At 40.3% G+C, this 24,593-nt stretch carries 20 protein-coding genes; 9 read left to right on the top strand and 11 right to left on the bottom strand.

What is annotated here, in order from left to right; translation table 11 throughout:
* Positions 1–83: 83 nt before the first annotated feature.
* Positions 84–647 carry an L-threonylcarbamoyladenylate synthase gene (locus tag DUT71_RS12220; RefSeq protein WP_113662906.1) on the bottom strand — a complete coding sequence of 188 codons (564 nt, stop codon included), beginning with the start codon at positions 645–647 and terminating at the stop codon, positions 84–86.
* A gap of 168 nt (positions 648–815) precedes the next feature.
* Between DUT71_RS12220 and DUT71_RS12215 the strand changes: the two genes are divergently transcribed.
* Positions 816–1,370, top strand: coding sequence for a DUF4136 domain-containing protein (locus DUT71_RS12215; RefSeq protein WP_113662818.1), 555 nt, complete (start codon positions 816–818; stop codon positions 1,368–1,370).
* A 70-nt stretch (positions 1,371–1,440) separates the two neighbouring features.
* Here DUT71_RS12215 and DUT71_RS12210 read toward each other — a convergent pair whose 3' ends face one another.
* Positions 1,441–2,259, bottom strand: a complete 819-nt coding sequence (locus DUT71_RS12210) for a 2,3,4,5-tetrahydropyridine-2,6-dicarboxylate N-succinyltransferase (RefSeq protein ID WP_113662817.1) — start codon at positions 2,257–2,259, stop codon at positions 1,441–1,443.
* Between the two features lie 148 nt (positions 2,260–2,407).
* Between DUT71_RS12210 and DUT71_RS12205 the strand changes: the two genes are divergently transcribed.
* A complete protein-coding gene (locus DUT71_RS12205) occupies positions 2,408–2,806 on the top strand; it encodes an RNA-binding S4 domain-containing protein (RefSeq protein ID WP_113662816.1) in 399 nt (132 codons plus the stop codon).
* Between the two features lie 87 nt (positions 2,807–2,893).
* On the opposite strand, the gene DUT71_RS12200 is transcribed toward DUT71_RS12205, so the two are convergent.
* A complete protein-coding gene (locus tag DUT71_RS12200; protein WP_113662815.1) occupies positions 2,894–3,256 on the bottom strand; it encodes an iron chaperone in 363 nt (120 codons plus the stop codon).
* A 280-nt stretch (positions 3,257–3,536) separates the two neighbouring features.
* A complete protein-coding gene (gene mazG / locus DUT71_RS12195; RefSeq protein ID WP_113662814.1) occupies positions 3,537–4,343 on the bottom strand; it encodes a nucleoside triphosphate pyrophosphohydrolase in 807 nt (268 codons plus the stop codon).
* Positions 4,344–4,371: 28 nt separating this feature from the next.
* On the opposite strand from mazG, the gene DUT71_RS20215 reads away from it, so the two are divergent.
* Positions 4,372–4,641, top strand: a complete 270-nt coding sequence (locus tag DUT71_RS20215) for a hypothetical protein (RefSeq protein WP_162796035.1) — start codon at positions 4,372–4,374, stop codon at positions 4,639–4,641.
* Between the two features lie 9 nt (positions 4,642–4,650).
* Here the strand turns inward: DUT71_RS20215 and DUT71_RS12185 are convergent, their stop codons facing one another.
* Positions 4,651–5,763: an AI-2E family transporter gene (locus DUT71_RS12185; RefSeq protein WP_113662812.1), complete on the bottom strand. Its 1,113-nt coding sequence runs from the start codon at positions 5,761–5,763 to the stop codon at positions 4,651–4,653.
* Positions 5,764–5,821: 58 nt separating this feature from the next.
* On the bottom strand, positions 5,822–6,493 hold the full coding sequence (mnmD, locus tag DUT71_RS12180; RefSeq protein ID WP_113662811.1) for a tRNA (5-methylaminomethyl-2-thiouridine)(34)-methyltransferase MnmD: 672 nt from the start codon (positions 6,491–6,493) through the stop codon (positions 5,822–5,824).
* A gap of 360 nt (positions 6,494–6,853) precedes the next feature.
* On the opposite strand from mnmD, the gene DUT71_RS12170 reads away from it, so the two are divergent.
* On the top strand, positions 6,854–7,189 hold the full coding sequence (locus DUT71_RS12170; protein WP_113662809.1) for an MmcQ/YjbR family DNA-binding protein: 336 nt from the start codon (positions 6,854–6,856) through the stop codon (positions 7,187–7,189).
* A 90-nt stretch (positions 7,190–7,279) separates the two neighbouring features.
* On the opposite strand, the gene DUT71_RS12165 is transcribed toward DUT71_RS12170, so the two are convergent.
* Positions 7,280–9,316, bottom strand: a complete 2,037-nt coding sequence (locus tag DUT71_RS12165; protein WP_113662905.1) for a M13 family metallopeptidase — start codon at positions 9,314–9,316, stop codon at positions 7,280–7,282.
* A gap of 362 nt (positions 9,317–9,678) precedes the next feature.
* On the opposite strand from DUT71_RS12165, the gene DUT71_RS12160 reads away from it, so the two are divergent.
* The 3 genes from DUT71_RS12160 (at position 9,679) to DUT71_RS12150 (ending at position 15,343) form a co-directional block, all read left to right on the top strand.
* Positions 9,679–11,634, top strand: coding sequence for a heavy metal translocating P-type ATPase (locus tag DUT71_RS12160; RefSeq protein WP_113662808.1), 1,956 nt, complete (start codon positions 9,679–9,681; stop codon positions 11,632–11,634).
* A 29-nt stretch (positions 11,635–11,663) separates the two neighbouring features.
* On the top strand, positions 11,664–11,900 hold the full coding sequence (locus tag DUT71_RS12155) for a hypothetical protein (protein WP_113662807.1): 237 nt from the start codon (positions 11,664–11,666) through the stop codon (positions 11,898–11,900).
* A 902-nt stretch (positions 11,901–12,802) separates the two neighbouring features.
* A complete protein-coding gene (locus DUT71_RS12150) occupies positions 12,803–15,343 on the top strand; it encodes an ATP-dependent Clp protease ATP-binding subunit (RefSeq protein WP_113662806.1) in 2,541 nt (846 codons plus the stop codon).
* 108 nt (positions 15,344–15,451) lie between these two features.
* On the opposite strand, the gene DUT71_RS12145 is transcribed toward DUT71_RS12150, so the two are convergent.
* The 3 genes from DUT71_RS12145 to recN form a co-directional block, all read right to left on the bottom strand.
* The gene (locus DUT71_RS12145) at positions 15,452–16,525 is read right to left on the bottom strand and encodes a PA0069 family radical SAM protein (RefSeq protein WP_113662805.1); all 1,074 of its coding nucleotides are present in this window, start codon (positions 16,523–16,525) and stop codon (positions 15,452–15,454) included.
* A gap of 55 nt (positions 16,526–16,580) precedes the next feature.
* Positions 16,581–17,807 carry a carboxypeptidase-like regulatory domain-containing protein gene (locus tag DUT71_RS12140; protein WP_113662804.1) on the bottom strand — a complete coding sequence of 409 codons (1,227 nt, stop codon included), beginning with the start codon at positions 17,805–17,807 and terminating at the stop codon, positions 16,581–16,583.
* Positions 17,808–17,895: 88 nt separating this feature from the next.
* A complete protein-coding gene (gene recN, locus DUT71_RS12135; protein WP_113662803.1) occupies positions 17,896–19,548 on the bottom strand; it encodes a DNA repair protein RecN in 1,653 nt (550 codons plus the stop codon).
* Between the two features lie 180 nt (positions 19,549–19,728).
* Between recN and DUT71_RS12130 the strand changes: the two genes are divergently transcribed.
* The gene (locus tag DUT71_RS12130; RefSeq protein WP_113662802.1) at positions 19,729–20,526 is read left to right on the top strand and encodes a carboxypeptidase-like regulatory domain-containing protein; all 798 of its coding nucleotides are present in this window, start codon (positions 19,729–19,731) and stop codon (positions 20,524–20,526) included.
* A gap of 239 nt (positions 20,527–20,765) precedes the next feature.
* Complete coding sequence (locus DUT71_RS12125; RefSeq protein WP_162796034.1) at positions 20,766–22,160, top strand: outer membrane beta-barrel family protein; 1,395 nt, start codon at positions 20,766–20,768, stop codon at positions 22,158–22,160.
* Between the two features lie 419 nt (positions 22,161–22,579).
* Here the strand turns inward: DUT71_RS12125 and DUT71_RS12120 are convergent, their stop codons facing one another.
* Positions 22,580–24,490, bottom strand: a complete 1,911-nt coding sequence (locus DUT71_RS12120; protein ID WP_113662800.1) for an AMP-dependent synthetase/ligase — start codon at positions 24,488–24,490, stop codon at positions 22,580–22,582.
* Between the last annotated feature and the right edge of the window lie 103 nt (positions 24,491–24,593).

Here is a 24,593-nt window from a genome sequence, read left to right as displayed (position 1 = left end):
TAATAAAAACCCCTAAATCCCCTAAAGAGGAGTTTTAGAGCGGTGATGGAAATGATTGAGGTGGATAATCGGTGCGCTTGGACTTATTTCCTGATAAATTCAAACTGGCCACCGGGTCCCAGCTTTACAATGGTAGAAGGCTGTTTGGGAGTTCGGTTTTCCTGTTCCAAATCCACCACATAATCTACGGCCTCCTTAATTTCATCACTTATTTCATCGAAAAATTTTGGAGTGGGTTGGCCGCTGATGTTTGCCGAAGTAGATACAATGGGTTTGCGGAAGCGTTGGATCAATTGCTGGCAGAAATCATGTTTGGGTATCCTAATTCCCACGCTACCATCCGTATTGATCACATTGGGCGCTAAATTTTTGGCATTGGAAAAAACCACCGTTAAGGGCTTTTCGGCATATTCTATTAAGTCGTAGGCAACTTCTGGAAGATCATTAACGTAGCTCTGCAATTTATGGTCGGTGTCCAACAACACAATAAGGCTTTTTTCCGTTGGCCTGCCTTTAATTTCGTTGATTTTAGCAGCAGCTTCTTGATTGGTTGCGTCACAGCCTAAACCCCAAACCGTATCAGTAGGATATAGAATCACGCCTCCGCTTTTTAAAATTTCCAGTGCTTTGTTGATTTCTTCTTTCATCGCCATGCAACAAAGGTAGTCATTACCGCCGAAGCTTATCTACCTAATTTATTACATTTTTTACACTAACATTTGACTTACAGATGTGTTAATGCTGATAATGAAGCCAATTTTTATTGGTAAATTTAGGTTAACTAATTGAATTTAATAACGAAACACACAAATGTTATGAAATCAACAAAGAAATTGGGCGGTTTTTTGGCAGTCGTTATACTGCTGTCTGCCTGTACAAGTTTACGCGTTGCATCAGATTTTGATAAAGATGCCGATTTTAAAAGCTATAAAACCTATAATTTTTATGAAAAGGGATTGGAAAAATTAGAAGTAAATGGCCTGGATAAGAAAAGAATGATGGCTGCTGTAGATGCAGAAATGCAAGCTAAAGGTTTTACAAAAGCAGCTAATCCTGATTTGTTTGTTAACCTGATTGTGGCCAAACGCGAACGTACAGATGTGTACGACAATGGTTTTTATAGCCCTTGGGGATGGCGTGGTGGCTGGGGCTGGGGCTGGGGCCCTTTTTGGGGCGGCGGCATGCGTACCGTTGACCGTTACCAGGAAGGTTTGTTCGTGATTGATTTTTTAGATCCAAAAACCAAAATGCACGTTTGGCATGGCCGCGGAGATGGCTTTAATTTGGATAGCTTTAAAAACAGGGAAGAAAGAATCAACGAAGGTGTAAAGGAAATTTTGGCCCAATATCCTCCGCATTCTTCAAATTAGTTACGGGTTACAGGTTGGGAGTTATGAGTTTTTCGCCTATAACTCACAACCTGTAACTCACAACTGAAAATTAAACAGCTACGTTATTTTCTCTCAATGCATCGTTAAGGGAAGTCTTTTTATCGGTAGATTCCTTACGTTTTCCAATAATAATGGCGCAAGGTACTTGATATTCGCCAGCGGGGAATTTTTTGGTGTATGAACCAGGAATTACCACTGAACGAGCTGGAACAACACCTTTGTACTCCACAGGTTCTGGGCCAGTAACATCAATAATTTTGGTAGAGGCAGTTAGCACTACGTTAGCACCCAACACCGCTTCTTTTTCTACGCGTACGCCTTCAACCACAATAGCTCTTGAACCTAAGAAACAGTCATCTTCAATAATTACAGGAGCAGCCTGTACCGGTTCTAAAACACCACCAATACCCACGCCGCCGCTTAAGTGTACACGCTTGCCAATTTGAGCGCAGGAGCCTACAGTTGCCCAAGTATCTACCATGGTACCTTCGTCAACATAGGCACCAATATTAACGTAAGAAGGCATCATGATTACGCCTGGCGCCAAAAAAGCACCATAGCGGGCACTGGCCATAGGTACTACACGTACACCTTTTTCTTTATAATCGGTTTTAAGGTCCATTTTATCGTGGAAAACAAAAGGGCCAGCCTTGGTTTCGCCCATTTGTTTGATAGGGAAATAAAGGATTACTGCTTTTTTTACCCATTCGTTAATGCCCCAACCATTTAAAACTGGTTCGGCCACCCTGATTTCGCCACGATTAAGCTGTTGGATAACCGTTTCAATCGCTTCAGAGTATTCCTTGTATTGTAATAAGCTTCTATCTTCCCAAGCTTCTTCTATTTGTTTTTTTAGTTCAGCAATCATCGTATTTTAAAAATTTATGCAAAATAAGTCTTTATAAGTTAAAAGTTAAAGCTTTAAAAGTTAAAAGTTGGATTTTGCCAGTCTGGTTTGTTCGTGTAATTGCTAAATACTGGCTGCGAACTGTTCAATATTGTTTAATTTTGAACTCATGGGAGAAACAGAGAAACTACGTGTAGATAAGTACCTTTGGGCCATTCGCATTTTTAAAACCAGAAGTTTGGCTACCGATGCCTGTAAAGCTGGCCGCGTAAAACTTAACGGGCAAAATATCAAGCCCTCGGCAATAGTAAAGATTGGAGATGTGTACCAAATTAGCAAGGGTGTTGAACGAAAAGTAATTGAGGTGGTAGATTTTTCTTACAACCGCACAGATGCAAAAATTGCCGTAACAAAATATAAGGATTTAACTCCTGTGGAAGAAACCCATGCCTTTAAATCGGTGTTTCATGCACCTGCCTTAAAAAGGGACAGAGGTACCGGACGACCAACGAAAAAAGACCGCCGTGAAACGGATGATTTGTTAGATACTTTCTTTGAGGACGATTAGCTTTTAAACCATTTTGCTTGTTTAAGTAAAGTGCTCTTGGGTGTGTAAGGTGGTAAAAAGATCATAGTTAAAAACATCTAAGGAAACCTATTTCTGCTTAACCTTCGCTAAATTCTGCATTACACAGAAATCCACTAATTCTTTAATTAATATCATTGGGAGCGGTTGGTCAATAGGGAATTGTATGGTTCCTTTTGAAGTATGGTAATCTTTCAACCGATCTGCAAACACTTCAATGGCCTTGCTCCCAGGGTAAAGGCCAATGTGATTTTTGTAGCCAGCAAAATGGATAAGATTCCCATTTAGGGTAAAAGTTGGAATGCCATAACCTATTTTCTGTTTGGCATTGGGTACCATTTGCTGCAAATCGTCCCTCAATTGCTGCAATATCTTTTGGGTTTCCGAAGGGAAAGAGGAAATGTACTCGTCAACGCTGGTATGTTTTTCCATATTTGATTATTTAGGAAACATTAAGGTATGAAGAAAAATTAAGATGGTCAGTTGATTTAGTGATTCGTGTTCTTAAGGATTGAAAAAACTAAAACTCTATTAGATGGTTAAAAGAATAAACCATTAAGAAGTTAAAATAACTAAGACTACACGCCAAAAAATTTAATGTTCCTTAATGGCTCAAATTAAATTAACACCTTGTACACCTTAGCTCATCTAAGTTTGTTTATGTGCCACTATGTTCTTAACTGTCTTAGGTGGTTAAACATAATAAAACATCCTATAACTTCTTCGCTTCATTCCAATACACATCCATTTCTGCCAAGGTCATATCCTGTAAAGCCTTTCCACTTTCTTTGGCCCTTTCTTCGAGGTATTGAAAACGCTTGATAAACTTCTTATTGGTTTTTTCCAGTGCATTTTCAGGATTGATATCGATAAAACGAGCGTAGTTAACCAACGAGAAAAGAAGGTCGCCAAATTCACCTTCCGCTTTTTCAGTGTCTATTTCCTTTCCATCAACAATGTTGAACTCATTTTTAAATTCCTGTAGTTCTTCTTCAACCTTTTCCCAAACCTGTTGCTTTTCTTCCCAATCAAAACCAACGCCTCTGGCTTTTTCTTGGATACGGCTGGCTTTCACCAAAGCTGGCAGCGAGGTCGGCACTCCGGCCAACACCGATTTGTTGCCTTCTTTTAACTTCAGCTTTTCCCAGTTTTGTTTTACTTGTTCTTCGGTGTCAGCCTCAACATCTCCGTAAATATGTGGGTGCCTGTTAATCAATTTATCACAAACGCCATTAAGCACATCGGTAATATTAAATTCATTTTGCTCACTGCCAATTCTGGCATAAAAAACCAGGTGCATCATCACATCGCCCAGTTCCTTTTTAATTTCCTGCATGTCGCCTTCTAAAATGGCATCAGAAAGTTCATAGGTTTCTTCAATGGTTAAGTGCCTTAAGGTTTCCATGGTTTGCTTTTTATCCCATGGACATTGCGTACGCAGGGTATCCAGTACATTAAGCAATCTTAAAAAAGCCCCTTCAGGAGTTGGCGAATTTAAAGGCGGGATATTTGCGGACATATTTTAAATAATATTGAATGTAATTAAAATGGTAGTTAACGAAAGGGTAATCAAGCCGCAAAGAAATAAAACATCGGCCAGTTTTTCCAATTTAACGGAACGTATTTCCATTTTACTCCTGATAGATAGGAAAGAAAGCAAGCAGCTGCTCATGAAACACATTATGGCCAAAGCGGCACCTTCGTCAATAAAACTGGCTTCGTTGAGCTTGTTTATTTTGGACGAGGTGAGTACCACAAAGCAGAAACCGAGTAAATTGGCCGAAGTACTTAGGATATGTGTTGATTTGGAAGACTGATCGTTGGCTTTATTCATCTGTTTCAACTTTCTTTTTTTTGGCAAAAACAGCGGCTCTCTTTTTTCGTGAGGCTACTTTTTGTTCTTCGCCCAACAAAATGGCCCAAGGCTGTAAATGGTCAACTTTTTGGAAAATAATCTTGAGCATGGCCAAATAAGGCATACACAGAAACATGCCAGAAATTCCCCAAAGCATTTCGCCAATTACAATTCCTATAAAGGCAATTAAAGCATTGATTTTTACTTTTGAACCCACAATTAACGGCATTAAAATGTTGCCATCTATAGCGTGTACGCCAACATAGGCCAATAAAACAAAAAAGGCCTTGGCAGCGCCTGCTGTAGCAAAAGTAATGAGTACGCTAATGATCAGGGCAATGGAAATACCCAAATAGGGGATGATATTGAAAATGCCGGCAACCAAACCTAGCAATATTGCGTATTTTATATCTAAAATGGAAAGGGTGAGCACCATAAGTATGCTCACAATAATCATCTGAATAAATAAGCCTGTAATGTATTTTTTAATGATAAACTGGATCTCGTTAACGGTTTCGGTTACCTTTATCCGGTAATCTTCAATAAAAACGGAAGTTAAAAACTTGTACAGTAAACGCCTGTAGTTAAGCAAAAAGAAGGTGAACAATAAAGTGAAAGCCACAAACAGCAGGCTCGACGATAAAGTGATCAAGGTGGTGCCAACTACTGCCGCACTGGTGGCAAGCGCTTTTTCGGCACTGTCGGCTAAATAGGTTTCCTGTTTGCTAATATTAACGTGGAATGTTTTAGAAATCCAATGCTGTAGTTCGTGGAAAGAATTGGTAACCTGCTTTTCCAGCAGCGGCCAGTCGCTCCACAGTTCGCTCAATTGCATGGCAAAAAAATGGCCGATACCATAAAGCACGCCCAACATAATAATTACCGTGAGCAAAGTGGCCAGGCTTCTTTTCAAACGTACTTTGGTTTCCAAAAAATTGGCCAGCGGCAACATCAGGAAGGCCAATAACAGTGCAAATAAAAGCGGCGAGAGTAAGCTTTTCCCTAAAATGGCCAGGTAGCCCAACATCAAAATGGAAAGCAGGGCGAGCGTTAGCCTAACGATAAATGGTAGTTGTATTTGCATGCGGTTGATTTAACAGGAATAAATTACAAAAAAATCTACAACTTATACAGTTATTTGCCTAAATGGTTTTACATGCCCTCAGCATTTCTCTTTTTCCAGGTGCGCCAGGGAGCTTTTCAAGGTCAAAACCGCAACTTTTAACCGCTCTTTTAAGGTTGCCGGTAATGGCGTAGGTTACAAAAATACCCCCGGTTTTCAGGAAACTGCAGGCATGGGCAATCACTTCGTTGGTCCACAATTCGGGCTGGTGCCTTACGGAAAAAGCATCATAATAAAGTACGTCAAACTGCATATCGGTACAGAAGTTCTGCAAACTGTTATGGCTAATAGCTAAACTACAGTTTTCAGAAACTGCCATCTCATTGTCAACCGAATCGTCATATTTTGCGATAAACGAATCCCAAATGTTTTGGGGCACATATTGTTGGTAGGCGGTTGAGGCAATTACTTCTTGAGCTAGTGGAAACGCTTCAATACCATGATATCTAAGCTTTTTATTCAAACTTTCGCAATGCGCATAGCTCAACAGAAAATTCAATCCAGTACCGAAACCCACTTCTAAAACACTGATTTCGCCGCTGCCTGATTTTTGAAGGCCATGCTTTAGGCCAGCTTCAATAAATACATGCTTGCTTTCTTGCAGTGCGCCATGTGCCGAGTGGTAATGTTCGCCAATTTCCTCGTTAAATAGCGTATTTGAGCCGTCGGCGGTTTGGGTAAGGATATTCATGCAGCAAAATTAAGCTTAAATTGCCGTATTGCTACACGGTTTATGGTTGGATTTTTGGAAAGGTGTTTCCCTGCTTTTGGCTTATGCAGTCCCGCTTTGCGCTGTATCTTTCCACTGCGTTCCAAGGATGCCGCTTCAATCGGGTTTAAATTACTTCAACCTGTGCAATGCACTTGCTTCGTAAACCCGATTGCAGCGGAAATACTTTTTGTTTGGACGGTAAGGTTTAGCATTAACGTGGACAAAAAGATTGTAGCGGAAAGCGGGAGTACCGATGATCGTAAGGTTGTTTTTGCTTTTCGAAAACTATAGTGCGCTAAAGTCTTTGTTCTTTTATCCTTGTTCCTTTATCTTTAGCCCATGGATATCGAAAGTTTTAGAGCGTACTGCCTGAGTTTGCCAGGAACCACCGAAGGCATGAAATGGGACCACCTTTGTTTTATGATTGAAGAGAAAATATTTGTGCTGGTAGATTTGGATACCCACGGGTTTTGCATGAAATGCACGCCCGAGGAATTTGAAGAATTGGCGGCCAGGGACGGCGTGAAACAGGCACCACATTTTGCTAAAAGGCAATGGGTTTTTGTAGATAAGTTAGATGTTTTTGGGGTACAGGAATTGAAGCAGAAAATTGAGCGGTCGAGAGAGTTGGTGTTGAGCAAACTGCCTAAGAAAACACAGGCTAAATACGTGTAATAACGTCATTGCGAGGTGCGAAGCAATCCTAAAGCGAATAATTCACTATGTTGTAAGATTGCTTCGTGCCTCGCAATGACGAAGTGTTTTTTACCAAAGTTTAATTCTGTCCTCTGGCTTTTTGTAAAGTTTATCGCCAGGCTGTACATCAAACGCTTTGTACCAGGCATCCATGTTTACCGGTGCTCCAATGGTTCTGTAAGGGCCCGGAGAGTGCGTGTCGGTTTTAATTAGCTGCGCTGCTGTTTCTGGCAACACATTGCCTCTCCAAACCTGTGCCCAGGCCAAAAAGAAACGTTGGTCAGGCGTAAAACCATCAATTTTTTCGTTGCTTTGGCCTTGCTTGGTCATTTTAAAAGCAGTATAAGCTGCATTTAAACCACCCAAGTCGCCAATGTTTTCGCCCATGGTGAATTTGCCGTTTACATGTAAGGTATCTAAAACGGTGTATTTGTCAAATTGCTCACCTAACAATTTTGTTCTGGCATTAAATTTAGCTCTGTCTTCGTCAGTCCACCAGTTTTTCAAGTTGCCGTCTTTGTCGTACTGGCTACCAGTATCGTCAAAACCGTGGCTCATTTCGTGACCAATAACGGCACCAATACCACCATAATTAATCGCATCATCAGCATCTGGGTGGAAGAAAGGGAACTGCAAAATGCCTGCAGGGAACACAATTTCATTCAAGGTTGGGCTGTAGTACGCATTTACCGTTGGCGGAGTCATGCCAAAACGCTCTCTATCTACAGGTTTACCTAATTGGCCAATGTTTTCGCTGTAAGCCCATTTGCTGGCGTTGCGTAAGTTTTGGAAGTAGGTAGTTCTGCTAATCACCAAGCCATCGTAGTTTCTCCATTTGGTGGTGTAACCCACTTTCGGTCTGAAAGCGTGAAGTTTAGCCAAAGCTTTTTGCTTGGTTTCATCGCTCATCCATTCCAACCCTTTAATACGGATCTCGAAGGCTTTACGAAGATTAGCAATCATTTCGTCCATACGAGCCTTTGCGGCTGGTTTGAAATATTTAGCGACATATAACTGACCTAATAAATCACCCAAAACGCCATCAGTTAACGATGACATGCGCTGCCAACGAGGCGTTTGAACCTTTTGTCCGGTTTGCGCTTGTGTAAAGGCAAAGTTTGCTTTCACAAAAGGAGAACTTAAACTGCCTGCAGAACCTTTTAAAATGTTCCACTCCAAATAGGTTTTCCAATCAGCCACCGGAGTAGCGGTTAACAAATTGTTTAATGATTTGAAAAACGCTGGCGAGTTTACCAAAACAGTATCTTGGCCGGTTACCTTTAATTGGGTTAAGGTATTGGTCCAGTTAATATTGGGGATAACTTTGCTGAAATCTGCAACCGTTAGCTTGTTGTAGGTTTTATAAGGGTCACGCATTTCCAAGCGGCTCATTTGTGCCTCTGCCAATGCTTTCTCAATGGTGAAAACCGTTTTTGCTTTTTGTTGTGCAACCGCATCGGTGTAGCCAATCAATTTAAAAAGGGCAGTCATGTAAGTATCGTATGCCTCCCTGATTTTCACGCTACGGCTGTCGTCTTTCAAATAATAGTCTCTGTCGCCAAGGGTAGTTCCTCCCTGCGAAATGTTAACCATGTATTTGTTTACGTTTTTTCTGTCTTGGCCAACACCAAAACCGTAAAGCGCACCACCAAGTCCGTTAGTACGCATATAAGTGGTGAAGTTCAATACCTCTTGAAGGGTGTTGATTTGCTTTACTTTTTCTAAATCGGCTTTAATTGGCGTGTAGCCTAGTTTTTCGATGGTTACGCTGTCCATGGCCGCCGCATAAAAATCACCTACGCGTTTCGTAACTGATCCGGCAGGTGCTGATTTGTCCGCCGCCGCGGCTTCTACCAAGCTTCTAACAGCATTTACGTTAAAATCACGCAGCTCGTTAAATGATCCCCAACGTGTTTCTTTAGCTGGAACAGGATTATTTTTTACCCAGGTGCCACTGGCATACTGATAAAAGTCGTCGCCAGGTTTCACATTTAAATCCATGTTTGCTGGGTCGATAAACTTTTTGATAGGGGTTTGGGCATTTGCAACGCCTACGGTAACAACACCAAGGGCCGCAAAAAAAGTTTTAAACTGGTTAATATTCATTGCTTTTTGTGATAAGTTAGTCATAAATGCCGCTGCCGGTTTCAGCAAAAACGCTGTAAAATGGCACGGCCTTCATTATTTTTCAATTTAACGGATGAAAATTAACGAAAATGGAACTGTATTGGATATTGTTAATAGAAATATTACTTATTGAACCAGTAATAAAGCTTTGTTAGCCCTATTCTGCGTAGCAACTCATTCGCGATGTAGAATAATCTGAAAGATTTCATATTGGAATACTTATCTATTACATTTAACATACTTTAACATTTTTTATTGTATTTGTTCGAAAAATAATGTGACATAAATAAGATTGATTAGTCGGCAAAAAGTGTAGTTTTGAAACATTCTAAATAATAAGCATGGCACCACATCAAAATCATAGCGAGGATGGTTGCTGCGGACATCAGCACCACGAAAAGCATTCGGCAGACCACGACCACGATCATAACCACGGCGATCCTTCTTCTTTTAAGACCTATTTGCCCGTTATAATCAGCTTAGTGCTATTGTTGGCTGCTATAGCATTTGACCAATTTTCCCTTCCCTTTTTTTCGGGCTATTTAAAGTTGTCGTGGTATCTGCTAGCTTATTTCCTGGTGGCCTGGCCAGTAATTAAAGAGGCATTTGCCACCATTAGTAAGGGCGAAATTTTTACAGAATTTCTTTTAATGGCATTGGCAACTATAGGAGCCTTGGCCTTGGGCGAGTACCCAGAGGCGGTAGCGGTAATGTTGTTTTATAGCATAGGAGAACTTTTCCAGGCAGCGGCGGTTAATAAGGCCAAAAACAATATTAAATCGTTGCTGGACGTGCGGCCGGATACGGCTGTGGTGTACCGAAATGCAGAATATAGGACCGTAAAACCTCAGGAGGTTGAAATAGGAGAAACTTTGCAACTGAAAGCCGGAGAAAAAGCAGCTTTGGACGGCAAGTTGATAAGTGATAGCGCCAGTTTTAATACTGCAGCATTAACAGGAGAGAGTACGCCCAAAACCATAAGAAAGGGCGAAACGGTGTTAGCAGGGATGCTCAATTTAGATGGGGTGGTGAGTTTGACGGTGACCAAACGTTTTGAAGATAGTGCGCTCTCCCGAATTTTGGACTTGGTACAGCATGCAAGTGCCAGAAAAGCCAAAACAGAATTACTCATTCGCCGATTTGCCAAAGTGTATACCCCAATTGTGTTTTTCTTGGCGGTAGCATTGGTAATAGTGCCTTATTTTTTTGTATCCAATTACCAATTTAATGATTGGCTGTACAGGGCACTGGTGTTTTTGGTGATCTCTTGCCCTTGTGCGTTGGTAATTTCTATTCCATTGGGCTATTTTGGTGGTATCGGGGCGGCGTCGGCTAATGGTATCTTGTTCAAGGGCTCAAACTATTTGGATTTGATTACCAAGGTAAATACCGTGGTATTGGACAAAACCGGAACTTTAACCCAAGGTGTTTTTAAGGTGAATGAAATACAGGCTGAAATACCAGAGCAGGATTTTCTGGCTTATCTGGCCAGTCTTGAAAGTCAATCAACGCACCCTATTGCAAAAGCGGTAGTGGCTCATGCCAATCTCAAGGAGTTATTACCTGTGGAAGAGGTAAAGGAAATTGCGGGTCATGGACTAAAAGCTACGGTAAATGGCGCTACGGTTATGGCGGGTAATGGTAAATTGCTAAAGCAGTTTGAAATAGCTTATCCTGAGGCTTTAGATCAAAAAGTTGAAACCACCGTTTTACTTGCCGTAAATGGAAGATATGCAGGGTTTGTGAGCATAGCGGATGAAATTAAACCCGACGCTAAACAGGCAATAACAGCTTTGCATGCTGCGGGGGTAAACAAAATTGTCATGCTAAGCGGGGATAAAGCTGCAATTACCGAAAAAGTGGCAGACGATTTGGGAGTAGACCAAGCGCACGGTGATTTATTGCCAGAAGGTAAAGTGGAAAAATTAGAATCTATTAAAAAAGATACCAACAGGATAGTGGCCTTTGTTGGCGATGGGATTAATGATGCACCAGTGTTGGCGCTAAGCGACGTGGGCATAGCTATGGGCGCTTTGGGAAGCGACGTAGCCATAGAAACTGCTGATGTGGTGATCCAAAATGACATGCCAAGTAAAATAGCCACAGCTATTCAAATTGGTCGTGCTACAAAGAAGATTGTATACCAAAATATAGGTTTGGCGTTTGGGGTAAAAGCCGTGGTGCTTATTTTAGGTGCCGGTGGTTTGGCAACCATGTGGGAAGCCGTTTTTGCTGATGTTGGCGTTGCTTTCTTGGCTATTTTAAATGCGGTTCGTATCCAGCGGATGAAATTTTAGCTACGCTGGCTAATTTCTTATATTTGGGTATGCCCAATGTAAAAACATATCCAGAACCTGATAAAAAGGTTTATTCGCTTAACGAATTAGATGAATCGCTAACCTATAGCTATGCACACTATTTAAAAAATCAAACCATTTTAGTGTATACTTTGAATGAGATGGGCCGATATGAACCTTCTAAGGTATTTGCATTAGGTGAAGAAATGGGTTCCTCGGTTTTGCTAGGATTTATACTTAATGTTGATGCTGCTTTTGAAGATTAGGTTTTGCAAATTATGCAATCATTTAATTGCTATGTATTGAGAATTTAACCGCAAAGAAAAACATAAGTTCCGCTAAGAACGCAAAGAGTAGTTTTAATATGGGTTGTTTTTTGGAGATTAGTCTTTGCGTTCCTTTGCGAGTTCTTTTTCAATCTTTGCGGTAAAAGATGTTTTTTTAAAAAAGCAATCGTCAATAAAAAATAGTTTTTAATTTTTGGTGTGAGTGAAGAAAATTTAAGCGCAAAGAAAAAGTGGGAGTTCCGCTAAGAACGCAAAGAGATATTGGTTTTATCTAATTTTAAAACATTAGGCTTTTAGAGAATATTATTGTTTACAGAGGTGTTTTGGATTGGCGTAGCCTTAGCGTTCCTTTGCGAATTCTTTTTTAACGTTTGCGTTGATTTAATTTCTGAATGAAGAAAAATTTAACCACGAAGAAAAGTAGGAGTTGTGGTAAGAAAACGAAAATAGAAATACAGGTTTTGGTAATCTAAACCCGATAGTATGGAAAGCCCGCAGCGAAATGTAATGAGCGAGGACTTGGAAGGATAGCGGGGCTTGCCTTGATAGAAAATCTTGGATTGCTTTGCGAATAAAACTGCCAAAAATTCTACTTGTCAACTAGATTTTGTAACTTTTGTCAGTAAATAATGCTGTTTAAAAGCTTACACAAAACCGACAATTACCTCGTTTTCGTATATGTTATTGTAAAAATCTTATTTGAAAGAGGTAACAAAGGCGCCAATTGAAACATTTTTATAGTAAAAGGTTGTTATAAGATAAAGCGGTATGATGGCTTAATTCACCAATATGGCGTAATTGTTGATAAAATATAAAAATCGAGGCGCCGTATTTATAAAACAAATTTATAGTTTAGTGTCGTCCCCGATAACATACAGATTATGGAAGCTAAATTTTCACCACAAGTAAAAGATGTGATTTCTTTCAGCAGGGAGGAAGCCCTGAGGTTAGGACACGATTATATAGGCGCAGAGCACTTGTTGTTGGGCCTCATTCGCGAAGGAGATGGTATGGCCATAAAGATCTTAAAATCTTTAGGGGTGGATACTTTGAAACTTCGCCGATCTATTGAAGAAGCCGTTAGAGGAACCTCAAGCGTTACAGTTAATTTGGGCAACATTCCTTTAACCAAGCAAGCTGAAAAGGTTTTGAAGATTACCTATCTGGAGGCTAAGATATTTAAAAGCGATTTAATTGGAACAGAGCATTTGCTATTATCCATTTTAAGGGACGATGATAATATTGCTTCGCAGATTTTGCTGCAATATGGTATCAACTACGAAATATTCAAGCAGGAAGTAGAGGTTAATAAAAACGGATTTAAAGACGAAGCGCAAGGTGGCGGCACCGCTGGCGGAGATGATGATTATCAGGAAGAAGAAAGCTTCACCGCTCCTAAAAAGGTGTCGGATATCAAGTCGAAAACTCCAGTTTTAGATAATTTTGGAAGAGATTTGACCCGTGCTGCGGAAGAAGGACGCCTAGACCCCATTGTGGGCCGCGAAAAAGAGATTGAACGTGTTTCGCAGATTTTGTCGCGCAGAAAGAAAAACAACCCCATTTTAATTGGTGAGCCTGGCGTTGGTAAAAGTGCCATTGCCGAAGGCTTGGCGTTGCGTATCGTACAGCGCAAGGTTTCGAGGGTGTTGTTTGGCAAGCGTGTAGTGACCTTGGATTTGGCATCGCTGGTTGCAGGTACAAAATACCGTGGCCAGTTCGAAGAACGCATGAAAGCGGTGATGAACGAATTGGAGAAATCTACGGATGTGATTTTGTTCATTGATGAGATCCACACGATTGTAGGTGCTGGTGGTGCTTCGGGCTCTTTGGATGCTTCGAACATGTTTAAGCCCGCTTTAGCCAGAGGCGAAATCCAATGTATTGGCGCAACTACTTTAGATGAATATCGTCAGTACATTGAGAAAGATGGCGCTTTAGATCGTCGTTTTCAAAAAGTAATGATCGAACCGGCTTCTCCTGACGAAACGATAGAAATCTTAAACCGCATCAAAGAGAAATATGAGGAACATCACGGAGTAACCTATACTGATGAAGCCATTAACGCCTGTGTTGCTTTAACCTCCAGATATATTACCGACAGGTTTTTACCAGACAAGGCTATTGATGCTTTGGATGAGGCTGGTTCTCGTGTTCACCTGACCAATATTCATGTTCCTGATAATATTATTGCCATTGAAAGCAAAATAGAGGATATTAAGTTAGAGAAAAATCGAGTAGTGAAAAGCCAAAAATACGAAGAGGCTGCTAAGCTACGTGATACAGAAAAGAACTTACTGGAAGAATTGGACAAAGCTAAAGCTGAATGGGAAGCAGAAACTAAAACAAAACGTTATGAAGTTTCTGAAGATAACGTGGCTGAGGTGGTTTCGATGATGACCGGTATTCCATTGCAACGTGTTGGACAGACCGATAGCAATAAGCTATTGAACATGTACGACACCATTGCGGATAAAATTATTGGCCAGGACGATGCCATTAAGAAGTTAACCAAAGCGATACAACGTACCAGAGCAGGGCTGAAAGATCCTAAAAAACCAATTGGCTCGTTCATTTTCTTAGGTCCAACAGGTGTAGGTAAAACCGAATTAGCTAAAGAATTGGCTCGTTTCATGTTTGATGCTGAAGATTCACTAATTCAAATAGACATGAGCGAATACATGGAGAAATTTGCAGTATCTCGTTTGGTGGGAGCGCCTCCAGGATATGTGGGTTACGAAGAAGGTGGCCAACTGACCGAAAAAGTTCGCCGTAAACCTTACTCGGTAGTATTGTTGGATGAAATTGAGAAAGCACACCCAGATGTATTTAATATCTTGCTACAAGTATTGGATGAAGGTCAATTGACTGATAGTTTGGGGAGAAAGGTTGATTTCAGAAATACGATCATCATCATGACCTCGAACATTGGCGCACGTCAATTGAAAGATTTTGGAGCTGGTGTGGGCTTTTCTACTTCGGCAAAAATCAACCAAAGTGATGCACACAGTCGTGGAGTAATTGAAAATGCGCTTAAACGTGCTTTTGCTCCTGAGTTTTTGAATAGGATTGATGATGTAGTAGTGTTTAACTCGCTTGGTAAGGAAGAAATCTTTAAAATTATTGATATTGAATTGAGAGCCTTATTTGGAAGGGTAGAAACTTTGGGCTATAAAATAAAGCTTACAGATGAAGCGAAAGATTTTATTGCGGACAAAGGTTTTGACAGTAATTTTGGAGCCCGTCCGTTGAAACGTGCCATCCAAAAATACCTGGAAGATCCAATTGCGGAGGAAATCCTAAAAGGGGATGTTCATGAAGGAGACACCTTGGAGGTAAACTATAATAAAGAAAAAGAGGAAATTGTAGTAGCACCTAAAGGCCCTAGCAAAAAGAAAAAGAAAGAAGAAGGAAGTGTAGAGTAGGATAAGAAAAGCCCCGTAAGTATAACGGGGCTTTTTTTGTATTGTGCCCATCCTGAAAAAAGTTGACTATTTCAGGCGTCACATGTTTGAAAAATTAAACTTATATCCCTAAAACAAGCTCATCTGTGCTTTTGGTACTTTAAACTGTGAGCTATCAAGTTCAATTCTTTGCAGGTTCAGTTTGTTGATTTTGCAATGAAGTTTAAAGGTATTGCTCATAAGCTCTGCAAAATTCCCTTCTCCACGCATCCTGGTGCCAAAGCGGCTATCGTTTACATTTCCGTCGTGGCAATCTTGGATTTGATGCCAAACTTTTTCAAACCTATCGGGGAAATTTTTGGCAAGCCAATCCTCAAATATCTTGCTGATAGAGCCATTTAGCCTTACTACGGTGTAGCCCGCAGATATGGCGCCTGCATTGGCACTGGCTTTTAAAATGGCCGGGATCTCATGGTTGTTTAAACCGGGAATCATAGGGGCAGCCATTACGCCCATGGGTAAATTGGCCAAGCTTAACTGCTCAATTACTTTTAGGCGTTGTTTGGCGGTGGTGGTTCTAGGTTCCAATTTTTGGCGTAGGTTTTCATCTAAGCTGGTAATGGAAACAAATACGCTTACCAATTGATGTTTGGCCAATTCCTGTAAGATATCCAAATCACGTAGAATGAGCGCATTTTTGGTGATCATGAAAATAGGCTGTTTATATTCCAACGCTATTTGTAGCAATTGCCGGGTCAACTTATATTTTCTTTCACAGGGTTGATAACAATCAGTATTACCAGAAATCGTAATGGGGAAAGCCTGCCAGTTTTTCTTTTCCAAAAACTTTTTGAATAGCTCTGGAGCATCTTGCTTGACAATAATTTTTCGCTCGAAATCCAATCCCGCACTAAAGCCCCAATATTCATGCGAGTTTCTAGCGTAGCAATAAATACAGCCATGCTCACAACCTTGGTAGGGGTTTAGCGAATACATCATATTCACATCTGGACTTTCTACCTTATTTACGATGCTTTTTGAATTTCCAAGGATGAATGAGGTCTTTTCATTCGTAATCTCCCAATCGTCAATTCCTTCAACATGCTCTTTGCTGATGCTGTTTTTGAGATACTTATTGTCTGTATTAAGTTGCGCCCCTCTGCCGTTAAGGTATTCGTTAGTATTTTCCTGCTGCTTTTTCACTACATAAAATTACTAAAAATATTAGTAATTTTACCTGCTTATGCTAAAATTTTAATTATTTTATTTCGATGGGCTTAAATTCAATAGGTACCGCATCAGCCATTTTTTCATAAGCCCAAAAGCCTTTCAGTAAACAAGCCCTAGGATTGCCGATACTGCCATTTTTATAAAATAAAATGTGCGAATCGATGAGGTTGATCAGTGATACTTGGTAATTGCCCATTTCAGGGGCCCTAACGGCAAAAAAACCAGAACTACGATATTCTTCTGTTTCTCGCTCTTTGGTGTACATCACAAAAAGCTCGTCGGTAAAGCTGATGTATTTAACATCTTGGTTGTAAGTTTTTACCAAGGTGTCAATGCCTACCGGCGCTTTATTCAGCACCGACATGCTTTTGGGTTTGCTCCGTTCCTTCAACCAGAAATTCAGCGAATCGTCTTGATTGAAAGTAAGCATATTAATGGCTTTGGACCCGGCGGTGAGTCTTTTGATATTAGCATTGATCACACTGTCAGGTTGACGGTGTTTATTTGCTATCGTTGCCATCTTATATATGGCAAAACCTTCATTTAAGGTAGTTCCCTCATAAAGCGATTTAAAAAAATGCTGATTGGAGCCGTAGTATGCAGTATTACGTTTCTTGTTCCATTTATTGACCTTGGATTTAGAACCTTTCATTTCTTCAAAAAACGGAAACCCAGCAAAATAAACGATGCGAGTTCTGTAATCATATTCAAATGTTTGAAGCATATATTTAATTCGGTAGCCCAAAGCTTTATTCTCGATGATTAGAAAATCGTTGCTACTTACGGAAAGCACTCTTCGTTGCTTGTCATAATCAATAATCAATACTTCGCTATTTAAAATCTTACAGTCTTGTGCGTTTGGCGATTTGCCAATAAAAAACTCCTTAAATAAACTGAGGTAAGCTAAACGGTTGGGATCAGGTTTAATCACTACTTCATTTAGCATTACAGGGTTAGAAGTCAACAATATCTCCATGTTCACCGATTTATCAGAGATGATCACACTTTTTGAATAGGGGAGGTAGCCCACTACTTGTACCAGTACATCATAATTCCCGGCAGGCAATTTGGAAATCGTAAATTTTCCTTCAACATTGGTGATAGTGGATATTTTTGTGCCGCTTAGATAGATCGCGGCTCCTGGAATAGTTTCTTTTTCGTCTCGTACCGTACCAGTGATGCTGAAGTTACCTTGGGCAAAAGCTGCCAGGTTGAAAAGCATCAACAAAAGAATAAACAAAGATTTTAAGCTCATACGACTAAGTTAACTAAAAAATTAGTTTTATAATCGATTTTTTACGAAAAATTCGTAGTTTATTTGAGGCTGATGAGAAAAACGTAGTTTAACCAAGCAACTCCTTGGCGTTTTGCAATGCCGAAGCGCCAGGGTTTTTGCCGCTCAACATCTCAGCAATAGCATTCACACGTTCATCGATGCCAAGTTTTTTGATGCCTGTGGTCGTTTTATCAGCCTTCTCATGCTTATACACAAAGTAGTGCGAATGACCTTTTGATGCAATTTGAGGGAGGTGTGTAATGGCCAATATCTGCATGTGCCGTGCCAAGGCATCAATCACCTCGCCAACACGTAAAGCCGTCTCACCAGAAATCCCTGTATCAATTTCATCAAAAATGAGGGTAGGGAGGGCCGTATGTTTTGCCAACAAAGCCTTTACCGAAAGCATCAACCTAGAAAGCTCGCCCCCAGAGGCCACTTTACCCACAGGCGACAATTGTTGTCCAGCATTGGCATTAAACAGCAATTGCACTTCATTAATCCCATTGCTGTTTAGCTGCGGTTGTTCGCTAAGGCTAAAACTGATTGAAGCATTTGGCATATTCATCTGTTTAAGGGCTGTGCCAATTTCTTTTTCCGCAACAGTAATAGCCTTCCTTCGGTTACGGTCCAATTCTTTGGCTTGTGCTAACAGGTTTTTATTCAGTGCATCAATATCCTTTTGCAGTTTTTCCAATTGTTCGTCACTATTCAGGATATCGTTTAGGTTTGCCGAAAGTTGTCCCTGTATTGCCAGCAATTCTGCATTGCTCGCAACCCTATGTTTTTGCTGTAAGGTGTAAAATAAATCTAGTCGCTCCTGAATGTCCTCCATTCTCGAGGCATTATGCTCGGTATCTTCTTCAATACCAATAATTTCGCTGGCAATATCTCGTAACTCAATCAAGGCAGATTTTAGTCTCTCGTTGATTTCCGCAATCGCTGGATCAAATTTTTCGATATTATTTAGTTGTAAGCTGGCTTCTTTCACTAAGTTAATTGCCGCAGTTTCGCTTTCGCTGATCAAGCCAGCACTGGCAATTAAAGAGCGTTTAATACTCTCTGCATGCATAAGTTTTTCCAGTTCCTGCTCCAAATGTTCCTGTTCACCTTCCTTTAAAGCGGCCTCTTCCAGTTCGTTAAATAAAAACTGTTCATAATCCTGCTTCTTTTTAGCTTCCTCTGTTTGCTGAGCCAGCAGGGTAAGTTGTTTTTCGGTTTGCTTGAGTTGTTTAAAACCTTCGCTATAACTTTTAAGCAGGGGCTGATGGTTGGCCAATGCATCCAAAATCAACAACTGGAAATCGGGACTGCTAATTTCTTGCGTAGCATGCTGGGAGTGGATTGCAATCAGGTTTTCGCCTATAAGTTTTAAGGTGGCTAGGTTTACTGGAGTGTCGTTTATAAAAGATCTTGATTTGCCATCAATGGCAATTTCCCTCCGTAAAATAGCGTCTTGCTGAAAATCCACATCGTTATTTTCAAATAACGGCTTCAGTTGTTCATCGGCCAGAAAAAAAACGCCTTCAATGACACACTTTTTATCTTGGTTAAAAAAGTATCTGCTTTCTGCCCTTTGGCCCAAAATGAGTGATAAAGCTCCCAAGATAATGGATTTTCCCGCTCCTGTTTCGCCGGTAATAATATTCAATCCGCTGTCGAAATCAATTTCTAGGGTATCAATTAAAGCATAGTTGCGTATAGAAAGTCTTTGTAGCATATCTCCCGCTAAATTAAGAAAACAACAGGCTTAAAAAAATTAATGCTGGCAGATAATTTATTGGACTGAATGTGAATGGGTTTCGGTTTTCTTTTCAAAATGGTGCAACGTTACAAAATGTTTTACGTCTGATGGGTAAATAATGCAAAACTTTTTTGCGTACCAAACAAAAACACACCAATGAGCAGATCCCTTTTATTTTTATGTAGTTTGATGCTTTGCATCTTTTTTACCGCCACTAACCTGAAAGCACAAGAAAAAGCCGTACAGGTAAAAGGTGTGGTTATTGATAGCCTTACCCAAAAACCTGGAGAATATTTTACCATCGCCCTCAAAAAAGATTCGATAGTTGTTAAAAGTGTCATTTCCGACGAGCAGGGGAAATTTTCTTTTGCGGCGGTAAATCCTGGCCCATATACGTTAATTGTAGGTTCATTGGGATATAAATCTAAGCAGATTGCCGTAAAAGTTGCTAATGAAACTGATTTGGGTAAAATTCTCATGAAACCTCAAGGAAACGACCTCAGTGAGGTTTCTATTGTAGGAAGCAAACCCATTATTAAGCAAGAACCTGATCGTATTGTGTACGATACCCAGGCCGATCCCGAAAGCAAGGTGCTTACCGTGTTGGATATGATGCGTAAGGTGCCCCTTTTATCTGTAGATGCCGATGATAACGTAAAACTGAAAGGAACAGGTAACTACCGTATCCTGATCAACGGCAAACCATCGGGGATACTAACCAGAGATCCAAAGGAATATTTAAGAAGTATGCCAGCAAATGGTGTGCAAAAAATTGAGGTGATCACTACGCCGCCTTCTAAATATGAGAGTGAAGGTTTGGCTGGTTTAATTAACATCATTACCTCCAAAAAAACAGATAATGGCTATAATGGAAATTTAAATGTGCGTAACCAATTTCCAGGTGGCCCTAGTGGCAATGCAAACTTTACCCTAAGCAAGGAAACTTTGGTTTAAATGCCTACGGAGGTACAGGGGTATGGCAGGTAAATGGTATTAGAAACATTGACCGTAGAACGGGCATAGGCGCCGCCGCAGGTACCAGTCTTTATTCCGAGGGTCTTCAAAAGATAGATAATTTTTGGGCCTGGGGCGGTGGTGAGCTGAGCTATGAAATCGACTCATTAAACTTAATTACTGCAGAGATTAATCCTTACGGAGGTTACAACCAACAAGATTTAAACCAAATATTTGATGTGAAGGATTTTGACGGTAAGGATATTAAAGCAAGGGCCTATAATATGGATAGTAGAACCAGATATGAGTGGGGCGGTACCGATTATACTTTCAACTATCAACGTGGTTTTAAAGATAAAAAAGAACACCTATTAACCTTTTCGTACAAGCTTTTCGATAGTTCTGAGCCTCAACTTAACGATGTGCGTTTCTCAAATGGCGGTGATTTTAAGGGAACTGACTATAAGCAGGACAATACCAGCAAGTCAACGGAGCAAACCGCACAGTTAGATTATATTAACCCATTTAAAGTAGTGACAGTAGAAGCAGGGGTGAAAGCAATTTTGAGAAGTGGCAAAAGTAATTTCCAGTTTTTTAATTTTAATGCTGCCCAAAATGGGTATGTAATTGATCCAGAACAAACGAATAAATACGACAACGATCAAGACATTTACGGTGTTTACAATACCTACACTTTGAAGGTGAAAGACTGGACATTTAAAGCCGGTGCTCGTTTAGAAGGGACTTATGTAACGGGTAATTTCGAGAGCAAAGGTTCAAAAGTAAAAACAGATTATTTTAACCTTATTCCATCTGTTTCCTTTAACAAAAGTTTAAAAAATAGCCAGAGCTTTAGCGTTGGTTATACCCAACGTATCCAACGCCCCGGTATTTGGGACCTTACTCCTTTCGTAGACAAATCAAGACCAGGTTTCGAATATTTTGGTAATCCAGATTTAAAGGCAGTGCTGAGTAATAATTTTGAGGTGACTTATAGCAATTTCAAAAAAGGTTCACTCAATGTAAGCTTAACCTATAATTTTGCCAACAACACACAGCAAAGAGTATTTGAGTTTGTACCAGCGGCAAATATCACCAGGGTAACCTCACAAAACATCGGTAAAGAAAGCTTGTTAGGCACCAACATTAACTTTAACTATCCTATCACTGCCAAATGGAATTTAAACTTAAGCGGAAACTTGAACTATTTACAGTTAGAAGGTATTGTTAATGAAAAGCTCATCAAAAATGATGGCATCACGGGATATGTGAACTTTAACACCAGTTACAAATTTGAACATACTTGGAAAGCTAGCGTATCTGTGAATTATGGTGCGCCAAACGTGATGTTGCAAGGCAAATCAAATGATTACTACTACATCGGTTTCAGCGGTAGCAAAGACATTATTAAAGATAAATTGACCTTTTCTGCCATGGTGGCCAATCCTTTTCAACAATATAGGGCATATAGAAATTATACCGAAGGAGATACCTTTACCCAAGAACGTATCCGTGAAAACATTTTCAGGCGTGTAAACATTGGTTTAAACTGGAAATTTGGAAAGTTCGAAGGATCTATCAAAAAAAGCGAGCGCAGTATCAACAACGACGACACGAAGAAATCAAGCAATTAAGTTTTGAGGAGTACCGAGGCCGGGCGTCATTTACGATGTCCGGCTTTTTTATTTGCAAAGCAGTTTTAATGCTAAAATTAATGTTCGTCGGGCTATACGCTGCAATCTTTTTGTGGCCTGGCGCAAACCTCATAGGTTTCCCTAGCTTACTTCCTATCAAACCTATGAGGTTTTTTCTTTAAGACAAAAAGGATTTCCGCTGCTATCCCGTTTAGATAACGGAAGTCATTGCTAGTTAACCTACTTTACTAACAAAGCAGATTCCGCTACTATTTCGTCATCTCGACCGTAGCGGAGAGATCTTTGAACATGGTTTAATCTTTCTTTGGTACTATTGTTCTTTTGTCATTCAGAGCGTCACCTGTACCGATTCTTCGGTAGCGAAGACCGTAAAGCAGCTACGCAGTAAATCACTTGAACTACTCCGTTTCCACACTATCTTTTGCGTACATTTCAGCAATAGCAGGCGCATATTTCTTTTCCACCACTCTGCGTTTCACCTTTAACGTTGGGGTAATCTCACCTTCATCAATGCTAAACGGGTTACGTTTGATTTTAAAGTGCTTGATGCGCTCAAATTTGGCCAGTTCATTGCTGATTTTCTTGATGTCCTTTTCCATCCATTCATTGATCTCTTGTTCATCAATAAAATCGCCCTCACGTTGGAAAAACTCCTCCTTCAGGTTAAAAGTTTCTTGCAAGGTTTCTTTATTGGGAATAATAATAGCAGTAATATATTCTCTTTTGTCGCCAATTAAAAACAATTGATCAATTTTGGGGCTTTTCAAGTAAATATTTTCTACCGGAGTAGGATACACGTTTTTACCATAGGCATTTACAATCATGTTTTTAAGCCTGTCGGTAATTTGTAGGTTACCTTTGTAAAAGCGGCCAATATCACCCGTGTGAAACCAATTGTCTTTGTCGATAGCCTCAGCAGTTTCGGCAGGCTTATTAAAATAGCCTTTCATCACACAGTGTCCGCGAACAATGATTTCACCTTCTTCGCACTCAAAATTCTCGTTAAACGTGTCGTGGGTTTGAATGTTGACAATCTGTTTGGTATCTACGTTCTGTATTCCAATTTCAATACCTGGGATTACACGGCCTACCGTGCCATATACCTGTCGGTGGTATTCGGTTACGGCCATTACCGGCGAAGTTTCCGTCAGGCCAAAGCCTTCCAATATCTTGATGCCCAGATTTCCAAAAAACTCGCCCACGTTTTTAGGCAACGCTGCTCCGCCAGAAATCATGAATTTTAAGCGTCCACCGGTTTTCTCTTTAATTTTGCTGAAAACCAACTTTTCTGCCAGTGCTTTTTTTCCAGTTAACAACAAGCCAGGGTTTTTGCCTGCTTCTTTTTTCTCTCTGTAGGCACTTCCGGTTTCTAGGGCCCAAGTAAATATCTTCGCTTTTAAACCACCTGCCGAAGTTCCGGATTTAATGGCCTTGTCATGGATACGCTCCAACAAACGGGGCACGCAGTTCATTACCGTTGGCCTCACCTCGCCCATATTTTTTGCCAAAAGCTCTAAACTTTGCGCAAAAGCAATTTTACAGCCCTGCGCACAGCAAACGTGGTAGGTAGCAGTGCGTTCAAATACATGTGATAAAGGTAGGAACGAAAGAAAGGTTTCTGTCTCATCAATTACTGGAATTTGCTCCAGGCACACCTTCACATTCTCCACAAAGTTGTAGTGGGTAAGCATTACGCCTTTTGGTGTGCCCGTAGTTCCGGAGGTATAAATCAACGAAGAAACGTCCATCGGTTTAACTTCATCGCGCATTTGGCCGATAATTGTTTTTTCGGTTTCGCTAACGGGTCTGTTTAAAATGTCCTGATAATCAATTACCTCAATATTTAAGCCCTCAGGGATAGCGATTTTCCCAAAATCTGCAAAGGCAGGAATAATATATTTAAGTTCCCTGCAGTTATCGGCTATTTTTATAATTTTCCTGAATAAAAATGGGTTGCCCACTAAAATGGCCTTAATGCCCGAATCGTTGATGATATAAGCCACTTCCTGCTCTGAAAGTGTGGGATAGATAGACACATTGATTACACCAATTTGTTGTATGCCTTGGTCGTAAAAAACATATTCTGGAGAATTTTCTATCATCAAGCCAAGCCTATCGCCTTTGATCACGCCTTTTTCAAGGAAGAAAGCCGAAACGGCATCAGCCTTGTCAAGCGTTTCCTTAAATGAAATTTCTTCCCATTCGGCCCCTTTTTTATGGATTAAAAAGGTGGTTGCTGGTGTATGTATATTTTTTACAACATTGCGTAGAAGCGAAGGTACGGTAGAAAATTCGTTGAATGTTACCATGTTACATTTACTGTTTGGTGTGTTTTAACCAACAATGATAAACTATTGTAACTAATAATACAAAATGAATTGCTGATTGTTGGTAAAATTAGAAATTAGGCCC

Origin of the sequence: Pedobacter nanyangensis, from assembly GCF_003313505.1 — a bacterium.
Taxonomy (GTDB): Bacteria; Bacteroidota; Bacteroidia; order Sphingobacteriales; family Sphingobacteriaceae; genus Pedobacter; species Pedobacter nanyangensis.
The sequence above is the reverse complement of the archived record's forward strand: the minus strand, read 5'-3'. Positions and strand labels throughout refer to the sequence as shown.

Coding starts and splice junctions, on each gene's coding strand:
- DUT71_RS12220 (WP_113662906.1), bottom strand. CDS start 647: ATGAAAGAAGAAATCAACAAAGCACTGGAAATTTTAAAAAGCGGAGGC.
- DUT71_RS12215 (WP_113662818.1), top strand. CDS start 816: ATGAAATCAACAAAGAAATTGGGCGGTTTTTTGGCAGTCGTTATACTG.
- DUT71_RS12210 (WP_113662817.1), bottom strand. CDS start 2,259: ATGATTGCTGAACTAAAAAAACAAATAGAAGAAGCTTGGGAAGATAGA.
- DUT71_RS12205 (WP_113662816.1), top strand. CDS start 2,408: ATGGGAGAAACAGAGAAACTACGTGTAGATAAGTACCTTTGGGCCATT.
- DUT71_RS12200 (WP_113662815.1), bottom strand. CDS start 3,256: ATGGAAAAACATACCAGCGTTGACGAGTACATTTCCTCTTTCCCTTCG.
- mazG (WP_113662814.1), bottom strand. CDS start 4,343: ATGTCCGCAAATATCCCGCCTTTAAATTCGCCAACTCCTGAAGGGGCT.
- DUT71_RS20215 (WP_162796035.1), top strand. CDS start 4,372: ATGGTAGTTAACGAAAGGGTAATCAAGCCGCAAAGAAATAAAACATCG.
- DUT71_RS12185 (WP_113662812.1), bottom strand. CDS start 5,763: ATGCAAATACAACTACCATTTATCGTTAGGCTAACGCTCGCCCTGCTT.
- mnmD (WP_113662811.1), bottom strand. CDS start 6,493: ATGAATATCCTTACCCAAACCGCCGACGGCTCAAATACGCTATTTAAC.
- DUT71_RS12170 (WP_113662809.1), top strand. CDS start 6,854: ATGGATATCGAAAGTTTTAGAGCGTACTGCCTGAGTTTGCCAGGAACC.
- DUT71_RS12165 (WP_113662905.1), bottom strand. CDS start 9,316: ATGAATATTAACCAGTTTAAAACTTTTTTTGCGGCCCTTGGTGTTGTT.
- DUT71_RS12160 (WP_113662808.1), top strand. CDS start 9,679: ATGGCACCACATCAAAATCATAGCGAGGATGGTTGCTGCGGACATCAG.
- DUT71_RS12155 (WP_113662807.1), top strand. CDS start 11,664: ATGCCCAATGTAAAAACATATCCAGAACCTGATAAAAAGGTTTATTCG.
- DUT71_RS12150 (WP_113662806.1), top strand. CDS start 12,803: ATGGAAGCTAAATTTTCACCACAAGTAAAAGATGTGATTTCTTTCAGC.
- DUT71_RS12140 (WP_113662804.1), bottom strand. CDS start 17,807: ATGAGCTTAAAATCTTTGTTTATTCTTTTGTTGATGCTTTTCAACCTG.
- recN (WP_113662803.1), bottom strand. CDS start 19,548: ATGCTACAAAGACTTTCTATACGCAACTATGCTTTAATTGATACCCTA.
- DUT71_RS12130 (WP_113662802.1), top strand. CDS start 19,729: ATGAGCAGATCCCTTTTATTTTTATGTAGTTTGATGCTTTGCATCTTT.
- DUT71_RS12120 (WP_113662800.1), bottom strand. CDS start 24,490: ATGGTAACATTCAACGAATTTTCTACCGTACCTTCGCTTCTACGCAAT.